This window comes from Paraliobacillus quinghaiensis, from assembly GCF_003426025.1.
In the GTDB taxonomy this organism is placed as follows: domain Bacteria; phylum Bacillota; class Bacilli; order Bacillales; family Amphibacillaceae; genus Paraliobacillus_A; species Paraliobacillus_A quinghaiensis.
This window is the reverse complement of sequence record NZ_QJSH01000034.1, coordinates 20030-29315: the sequence shown is the minus strand read 5'-3', so window position 1 is coordinate 29315 and position 9286 is coordinate 20030. Positions and strand designations below refer to the sequence as shown.

Annotated in this window: 7 protein-coding genes, 1 rRNA gene and 1 other annotated feature; of the genes, 2 read left to right on the top strand and 6 right to left on the bottom strand. The window is 35.9% G+C overall.

All coding sequences use genetic code 11. The features are described from left to right. From D2K40_RS14960 to D2K40_RS14940, 5 genes are all read right to left on the bottom strand, one after another. Nucleotides 1-92 (bottom strand): 16S ribosomal RNA (locus D2K40_RS14960); the annotation flags it as partial. Between the two features lie 373 nt (nucleotides 93-465). Continuing rightward, nucleotides 466-2886 carry a leucine--tRNA ligase gene (leuS, locus tag D2K40_RS14955; RefSeq protein ID WP_117157149.1) on the bottom strand — a complete coding sequence of 807 codons (2421 nt, stop codon included), beginning with the start codon at nucleotides 2884-2886 and terminating at the stop codon, nucleotides 466-468. A 101-nt stretch (nucleotides 2887-2987) separates the two neighbouring features. Further along, nucleotides 2988-3210 (bottom strand) — a binding site (T-box leader). A gap of 76 nt (nucleotides 3211-3286) precedes the next feature. Continuing rightward, nucleotides 3287-4936, bottom strand: a complete 1650-nt coding sequence (locus D2K40_RS14950) for a methyl-accepting chemotaxis protein (protein WP_117157148.1) — start codon at nucleotides 4934-4936, stop codon at nucleotides 3287-3289. 13 nt (nucleotides 4937-4949) lie between these two features. Beyond that, complete coding sequence (locus D2K40_RS14945; protein ID WP_117157147.1) at nucleotides 4950-5918, bottom strand: BMP family lipoprotein; 969 nt, start codon at nucleotides 5916-5918, stop codon at nucleotides 4950-4952. A gap of 134 nt (nucleotides 5919-6052) precedes the next feature. Beyond that, a complete protein-coding gene (locus D2K40_RS14940; RefSeq protein ID WP_117157146.1) occupies nucleotides 6053-6328 on the bottom strand; it encodes a DUF2524 family protein in 276 nt (91 codons plus the stop codon). A gap of 140 nt (nucleotides 6329-6468) precedes the next feature. Between D2K40_RS14940 and mnmL the strand changes: the two genes are divergently transcribed. Then, complete coding sequence (gene mnmL / locus D2K40_RS14935; RefSeq protein ID WP_117157145.1) at nucleotides 6469-7431, top strand: tRNA modification radical SAM protein MnmL/YtqA; 963 nt, start codon at nucleotides 6469-6471, stop codon at nucleotides 7429-7431. Continuing rightward, the gene (gene mnmM / locus D2K40_RS14930) at nucleotides 7425-8006 is read left to right on the top strand and encodes a tRNA 5-(aminomethyl)-2-thiouridylate-methyltransferase MnmM (protein ID WP_117157144.1); all 582 of its coding nucleotides are present in this window, start codon (nucleotides 7425-7427) and stop codon (nucleotides 8004-8006) included. Before mnmL ends, mnmM begins: the two co-directional genes overlap by 7 nt. Before the next feature lies 1 nt (nucleotide 8007). Here the strand turns inward: mnmM and D2K40_RS14925 are convergent, their stop codons facing one another. Next, complete coding sequence (locus D2K40_RS14925) at nucleotides 8008-9087, bottom strand: tetraprenyl-beta-curcumene synthase family protein (RefSeq protein ID WP_229666729.1); 1080 nt, start codon at nucleotides 9085-9087, stop codon at nucleotides 8008-8010. Nucleotides 9088-9286 lie beyond the last annotated feature (199 nt).

Here is a 9286-nt window from a genome sequence, read left to right as displayed (position 1 = left end):
CCGAAGGGGTCATCTTGCTTCCCGCGCTCGACTTGCATGTATTAGGCACGCCGCCAGCGTTCGTCCTGAGCCAAGATCAAACTCTCCATAAAATGCGAGCTTGGTTGCTCATTTAAAATACTAGCTTGTTTCTTACTTAACATACTGGTTGTTTCGTTCAGTTTTCAAAGATCAAATTGTTACTTATTCACTGCCATTTCGACAATAACTAAATTATAGCATCACTATTCGCCTCTGTCAATAACCAGTTTCTACCTTTTCGAGAAGCAACTAACTGTGACAGCGAGATTAATAATACAGGTTATTCGTATAAAAGTCAACAAGCTTTTTTATAATCACGCCCGACTCAAATTGAACATGCCAACAGCATCGTTGTACTGGCGTTATCTTCCCTTTAAATATAGAAAAGCCTTTTAGATAACAATTACCCAAAAGACTTTTCTACTAAATATGAAATAGAAACTATTAATTTGCTACGATATTAACAAGCTTACCAGGAACAGCAATTACTTTTCTTACTGTTTTACCTTCTAAACGTTCTTGAATAGATTCATTTTCTAATGCTTTCTTTTCCAGTTCTTCCTTTGTTGCATTTTTATCAACTAACATTTTCGCTCTAACTTTCCCCATAACTTGAATAACAACTTCCACTTCATCCTCAATAAGTTTAGCTTCATCAAAAGCAGGCCATGTTTGATAAGCAATTGAGTCATCATGACCTAGCTTACTCCAAAGTTCTTCCGCAAGATGTGGCGCAATTGGAGATAACAATTTCACAAATCCTTCAGCATAGTATTTTGACATCTCCTCAGCTTTATAAGCTTCGTTAACAAACACCATCATTTGTGAGATCCCAGTATTATAGCGAAGGTCTTCAAAGTTTTCCGTCACTTTCTTAACTGTTTCATGATAAACCTTTTCAAGCGAATCTTCGGTTACGCTATCTACTACCTTATTCGATAACACTTCATCTTCATCTGTTACAAACAATCGCCAAACACGGTCTAAGAAACGGCGTGCACCATCTAGACCATTAGTTGACCAAGCTATAGATGCATCTAATGGACCCATAAACATTTCATATAGTCGTAGCGTATCTGCGCCATGACTTTCAATAATATCATCAGGATTCACTACATTACCTTTTGATTTACTCATCTTTTCATTATTACTCCCAAGAATCATACCTTGGTTATATAATTTCAAGAATGGTTCTTTTGTTGGTACAACACCAATATCATAAAGGAATTTATGCCAGAAACGTGCATAAAGCAAGTGTAGAACAGCGTGTTCTGCTCCACCAATATAGACATCTACTGGTAACCATTTCTTAAGCGCTTCGTAATCTGCTAGTTTTTCTGTGTTATCTGGATCAATAAAGCGAAGGAAATACCAACAACTACCAGCCCACTGTGGCATAGTATTGGTTTCACGTCGTCCTTTCATTCCTGTTTTAGGATCAGTAACATGGACCCAGTCCGCAATATTTGCCAATGGTGATTCTCCTGTTCCAGAAGGTTTGATTTCAGTTGTCTTCGGAAGCACTAAAGGCAAATCCTCTTCCGGAACTCCTGTTGTTGTCCCATCTTCCCAATGAAGGACAGGTATTGGTTCTCCCCAATACCTCTGACGACTAAACAACCAATCACGTAAGCGATACGTTACTTTTTTCTCACCTTTTTGGTTAGCTTCAAGCCACTCTATTGCCTTTTTGATCCCATCTTCTTTGTTTAAACCATTTAAGAAGTCCGAATTAATGTGCTGACCGTCTCCGACGTATGCTTCCTTCTCCATATCGCCACCTTCAACAACTGGAATAATGGATAAGTCATACTTTTTAGCAAACTCATAGTCACGTTCGTCATGTGCGGGTACAGCCATAATTGCACCAGAACCATATGTCATCAAGACATAATCCGCAACCCATATTGGAAGTCTTTCACCATTGATTGGATTAATAGCATAAGCACCAGTGAATACACCTGTTTTATCTTTAGCTAAATCAGTTCTTTCTAGATCACTTTTCATTTTAACTTGATTGATATACGTATTAACTACATCCTGTTGGTCATCTGTAACTATTTTATTAACTAGTGGATGCTCAGGAGCTAACACAGCATATGTTGCACCAAATAGTGTGTCAGGTCTCGTTGTAAATACAGTGAATTCATCATTAAACCCGTCAATTCCAAAACTTACTTCGGCACCTTCAGATCGACCGATCCAATTGCGTTGCATATCTTTAATACTTTCAGGCCAATCCAACTCTTCTAAGTCTTCAAGTAAACGATCCGCATAAGCTGTTATTTTTAACATCCACTGTTTCATTGGTTTTCGTTCAACCGGATGTCCACCACGCTCACTCACACCATCTATTACTTCTTCATTAGCAAGTACAGTTCCTAGTGCAGGACACCAGTTAACAGCTACTTCATCCACATATGCTAATCCCTTATCAAATAACTGTAAAAATATCCATTGCGTCCATTTATAATAATTAGGATCTGTTGTATTGATTTCTCTGTCCCAGTCATACGAAAAACCTAACTCTTGAATTTGACGACGGAAGGTATCTACATTATGTTTTGTGAATTCTGCTGGGTCATTACCAGTATCTAAGGCATATTGTTCTGCTGGTAACCCAAATGCATCCCACCCCATTGGGTGAAGTACCTCATACCCCTGCATCCGCTTCATTCTTGCTATAATATCTGTCGCAGTATATCCTTCAGGATGTCCTACATGTAAACCAGAACCTGATGGATATGGAAACATATCTAAAACATAAAATTTCTCTTTGTTTGTTTGCGTATTTGTTTTAAATGTTTTTTGATCTAACCAATAATTCCGCCATTTTTCTTCTACCTTTTTATGATCAAATGTCATAATCAATACTGCCTCCTTTTTCTTTTCACACATCATTTTTCTAACGTACACATTATATGTAAGAACGTTTGTTCTTTTATATAGAAAAGCCCTCATCCCAAAACTAGGACGAGAGCTTATTTCCCGCGGTACCACCCATGATTAATACCTTACATCCATAAGGCATCCACTTTGCTTCTTTAACGCAGAGTACGGCAGTAACTACTTTGATTCATCACTGCAACATTAAAGGCGAGTTCATAAAGTACAAGGATAACTTTCACCAACCGTTATCTCTCTTTTTACTTGTATCACTTCATTACTAATCCTCATCATTGTCATTTCAACTTATTGTATTCGTATTGTAAAAAAACCGTTACACTTTGTCAAGTTTTCATATGCATGCGTTTTATTATGCTTATTATAACGTAAATTCATCGACAGTGCCATTTAATTCATCAGTTAATGTGCGTAATTCAGTTACTTTTTCGACAACATTATGGAATGCACCCAGTTGTTCATGTGTTGAAGCTGCTATCTCTTCATTACCTGAAGCTGTCTGTTCAACCACTGCACTAATACTTTCTACATTTTCAAGTACATTACTCCCTAACCCTTTAGAATGTTCTATACCCTTAAGTAATTCTTGTAATTTATCTGTGATCGCTATTACTTTTTCATCGATTGCATCGAAAGAAGTATTTGTCGTCTCCATAGAAGCTTTCTCTTTCTCGGAAATTTCAACACCTTGATCAACAGCTTTTGTAATGTCACCAATTCCCGTTTGAATTGATGTTACCATATCAAAAATTTGTGTCGTTGCCACTGTTGTTTCTTCCGCTAATTTACGTACTTCATCTGCGACAACTGCAAATCCTTTACCAGCTTCCCCAGCACGAGATGCTTCAATTGCAGCATTTAATGCTAATAGGTTTGTTTGATTAGCGATATCAGAGACAGTGTTTGCCATCGTTTCAATTTTTTTCGTTGAATCAACAAAAGACTGGGTGGCTGTTTTAATTTCATCCGTTGTTTTTGCATTATCTTGAATCAACTGTCGCTGCTTGTCTATTGCTTCTAAACCTGCTTTAACAGCATTCATCGCTTCTTTACCAAAATCAACGGATTGTTCAGTGTATTGTACATTTTCACCAAATGCGCGATCCATCTGCTCTACTTTAGTGACTGCATCTTGTAAATCAGTTGATATAGTTTGCGTGCCTTGAGCTAACTCATCGGTTGATGCAGCTACTTGTTGGTTAATTTCAGTTACCGTTTTATTCTCTTTTTCTATATCAACAGCAAAACCCTCTACCTGCTTACTAACGGTTCCAATCGACTCTAAAAGTGACCGTAACTGAGCAATCATTTGTGTGAATGATTGATTTAATTGACCCAGTTCATCTGATTTATTGTAAGAAATAGTATCAACTGCCAAATTACCATGCGCCACTTCATTTGCATTATTAGCTAAAAGTTTTAATGTTTTTGTGATTGGTCCAGTTAAACGATTAGATACAATTAGTGCTAGCAAAATTAAAATTATAACGCTAATTACTGATGCCAAAATAATAAATTGTACTTTTTGTTCTAGGTTTTCTTGTGTTAATCGATAATTTTCATCAGCATACAATTGCAACATATATGCATCATTTTCAATACCCGCTAAACGTGCAGCATGTTTATCTGCTGTCTGATTATTTCTTGAAGCTAGATCTTGAATGGTAGGTATTTTCCAATCTTTAAATTTCTCCGTGATTTTAGTCATGTATAATTGACTTTTTTGATCTATTACTATTTCATTTAATTTCTCCATCAAATTTTCGACTTCTTCTATCTTTGTTGAAGCTTGATGTACCATTGCATTTGTATCTGTTGCTGAAAAACTGGTTAAGCTTTGCTGTGTTGCATGAATTTGTGATTTAAACTGTTCAATTGTAACTAAAACTTCAACCTGTTTTTGATTTGAAGATTGAATTTGCAACATATTTACAATTATGAATGCAATAATACCTGTTGCTAACACTACAGTTGTTAATGTATTAATCAATAATTTCTTTTTAATCGACATAATTACCTCCTATTTAATTAGAAAACGCCTCTTTAGCTGCTTTAATCTGTTGATGCACTCTAGGAGGAAAGTCAGCTACGCGTAAGGTTGCTAAGCCGACACCTTCATTTGCAATCCCAAATTCAAGTAAATCACTTTCAATTTTCTCTCCATTAACCAGTTGCTTCGCTAATCGATAAATCACATTATCAACATTTTTCATTACTGAAGTTATTATCGCATCTTCAGCATAGAAATATTGGTCGGTATCAACACCAATCGCATAAGCGTTTTGATCTTGCGCTTCTTTTAAAAGACCGACACCTGTTAGCCCAGCAGCGGCAAAAAGAACATCTGCCCCCTGTTCAACCATCTCACCAGCTATACTTGCTCCTAATTTTTCGTCTCCAAATGTGCCAGCATAGGCTTTTTCTATTTGAATTTCTGGGTTTACTGATTGTGCACCAGCCTCAAATCCATTATAAAAAGTTTGAATTAATTCAACATCCTGTCCTCCAACAAAACCAATATGATCGGTTTCAGTCGTCTCTGCAGCCACAATTCCAGCTAAATAGCTTGCTTCATCAACTTTAAACATCACAGATGTGACATTCTCTAAAGTTGATACGGAATCAATTAAGAGGAATTGTTGATCTGGATTATCTTTTGCCACTACCTCTAAACCTTCTTGTACCATGTAACCAAGTCCAATAATTAGATCATTATCTTGTTCTACTAATTCACGTAACCCTTGTTCATATGTTTCAGTTGTCGCAATCTCGCGATAATCAAAAACAATATCTAATTCATCCCTTGCTTGTATTAAACCGTTAAATGCAAGGTCACTAAATGATTGATCACCTAATCCTACGTCTGATAACATTATTCCGATCTTCACTTTATCATTGACAGTATCAATATTCGTCTCTTCTTGTTGTGCGCAACCTACTATCATTAATAAACTTATTGCAATTATCATGCTGAAAAAATACTTGTTGCTCATTGCTTTACCCCCTATATTTAAATTACACAAGTATTTATATCGACATTTATCGACAAATCTGAATGAATTTTGATCATTTTTTTTGCAGGACAAAAAAATGAAAACCCTCCCATGTATAGGAAGGGTTTTTATTTTTAGTGATGTAAATCATTGGCATCTAAAATCATATCGTTCCAATAATCAGTAACTTGAAGATGTAGACGATGCAACTGTTCTCTTTGTTGATGATTGGCACTAAGCATCATTTTGTCTATTTCTGAATCCATATTTGATAGTTCTATTTGTGCTTCTGTATATGCTTCATCTACTTCATAACCATTTCGGTTCACTCTATCCAATTGCTTTTTAGCTACATCAAGCTTCTGTTCGGCTTTTGCAATCAATTCTTCCATAGATTGTCTTGTTGCCATTTCATCACCTCATTTCTATTTTGCTCAGTTCAGACAGTTCCATTCATACCAAAAACAAAATCAAGCAGTGACCGAAATTATTACTTCATGCTACAATAGGAGAGATAATTATCGTATATAAAATAAAGGAGTTTTTATTGTTGCAAAATCCGTTTCCGTACTCATTTGACCAAAAACGTTATCATTCGTGGAATTATCACTTAAAAAATACCTTTGGTGAGAAAATATTCAAAGTACCTCTTGATGGTGGGTTTGATTGTCCTAATCGTGACGGCACTGTAGCTCATGGTGGTTGTACTTTTTGCTCAGCTGCTGGAAGTGGGGACTTTGCCGGAGATCGTGTAGATCCTTTAGAAACACAATTCCATCAGATGAAAGAAAATATGCACGATAAATGGAAAAACGCTAAATATATGGGTTATTTTCAGGCATACACTAATACCCATGCACCAGTTGAAGAACTACGCGAAAAATTTGAAGTCATTTTAAAACAAGAAGGTGTTGTTGGACTTTCGATTGCAACACGTCCTGATTGTTTACCTGATGATGTTGTCGAGTATTTAGCAGAGTTAAATGAACGCACATATTTGTGGGTAGAATTAGGTTTACAAACCATGCATCAAGAGACGTCAGATTTAATCAATCGCGCTCATGATATGGATTGTTATTTAGAAGGTGTTGCTAAATTAAGAAAACATAACATTCGAATCTGTACCCATATCATCAATGGTTTACCTGGCGAAAGTTATGAAATGATGTTAGAAACAGCCAAAGCTGTAAGTGAAATGGATGTTCAAGGGATTAAAATTCATTTAATGCACCTTTTAAAAGGCACACCTATGGTGAAACAATATGAAAAAGGAAAACTTGAATTTCTAGGTAGAGAAGAATATGTGAAACTTGTTGTCGATCAATTAGAGTTATTACCAAAAGAAATGATTATTCACCGCATCACAGGTGATGGGCCTCCTGATCTACTTATTGGGCCAATGTGGAGTATGAAGAAATGGGAAGTTTTAAACGCCATTGATGCTGAACTAAAAAGGCGTGATAGCTGGCAAGGCAAGTTCTACACAGAACGCGCTAAGGTAGAGACATGTTAAAGCGCGTTCTAGAATATGCTCATGTGCTCATGCAAACTGCGATTCAGCCTGGTGAAACTGCTGTTGACGCTACTTGTGGTAATGGCAATGATACGTTAATACTCAGCCAATCTGCGGGTAATAAGGGACATGTTTACGCCTTTGACATCCAGACACAAGCAATTGAAAAAACAAAAGAAAAACTTGCTGCAGCAAGTTGTACCAATGTCAATATGATCCATGATAGCCATGAAAATGTTGATCACTATTTACCAGAAGATTTAAAAGGCAAATTAGCCGGGGCCATTTTTAATCTTGGTTATTTACCCGGTAGCGACAAACAAGTCATTACAACACCCGACCATACAATTACCGCAATAGACAAGCTGGCGCAGTACCTTAAACCTGAAGGGATCATTGTCTGTGTTGTGTATTATGGACACGAAGGTGGTAGTAACGAAAAAAATGCTTTGCTTAATCACTTAGCTGACTACGATCAAAAATATTATCAAATTTTGCAATATGGTTTTATTAATCAAAAAAATAACCCACCCTTCATTTTAGCAATTGAAAAAAAACAAGTCCCACAGAAGTAACTTAAGCTTCTTGGGGCTTGTTTTTTAAGTGATTATATATTTTTATATTTAAATGAAAAAAAGCTGATCGAATACCACTAGCTTGCAGTAGTAGCTTAGTTATTTCTTTTCCATTCTTCAGTTGTTTAACTTTAGGATCTGCTAAATACAACCCTACTAAACCATTATGAACCATTTCATGAAAACGGTGATTTGGTAATAATTGTACACTTTTGTTCGTTTGTTCAATAAAAAATACTAAACGTTCTTTAAGATGGTTTTCATCTTCATAGTAATTACAAAAATTTAAATCACCTTCGATTCTGTCTTCTTGCTGATCAATATAATAATCCAACAAAATGTGTAGTCCCTGCATAAACGGGAAATAACTATTAAATATCTTTTTGGCTAATGACTCGTTGATTCCATCACCCAATGCGTATGATACCATGCAGAAAATACCTAAAGTAGAACCACTAGAAGCTGAAAATTCATACCAACTTAATGATGGCCATTCTTTTTTAAATGTTTGAAACCATTTTTCTAATCTTGGAATTCTTTCTTCTTTTTTGACATGTTTATGTACCTGAAGATCACTATATAGTTCTTCTAACTGTAAGAGATAATCTTTTATAATTGAATATTGTGATAAGCCACTTAAAGTGTCCTGACACGTTTTTACTAAATCTACTAGATAGCCACCATCCGATTGGTCTTCACGATGACAATAGTAATTCTTCACTGTATTTTCAGGCGACAATGCATCTTCCATGGCTTGATGCAGCATACGAAAGTCTGTCGGATCCAATGATGTGCTACGATCACATAAATTATCCAAGTAATCACTTATTGTTTGATATGCAACGATGAAGCGTACTGCTTCCGTCCAATTTTCTCCTGCCAAAATACTATAAACACTGCCACCTTGACAATGGAATTTCTTGCTATCTATGCTTGCAAGTGCTTGTTCACGCAATTCGGCGTTAGGAATATCCTCCGCTTTTTTTTCCCAATACCTTAACTCTTTAGATACCTGCGGAAAAATTTTTCGAAAGACTGAACGCATAAGTAATGGTGCTGAACGTGGAATTTGATAACCCAATGCTTGTACCTCATTTCTTCAATAGCTACTATAAATAGAATGCGACATTGTTTAACCTAGCATTAGCAAGTAAAACTTTTGTATATTATAACATCAATTCTTAACTGATATTGTACATGCTAATCACAATTTTTCAACATTTTCGTGTCTTTAAAAAGAAGATTAATTTACTATTAAGATATCGATAACTTAAGAACAA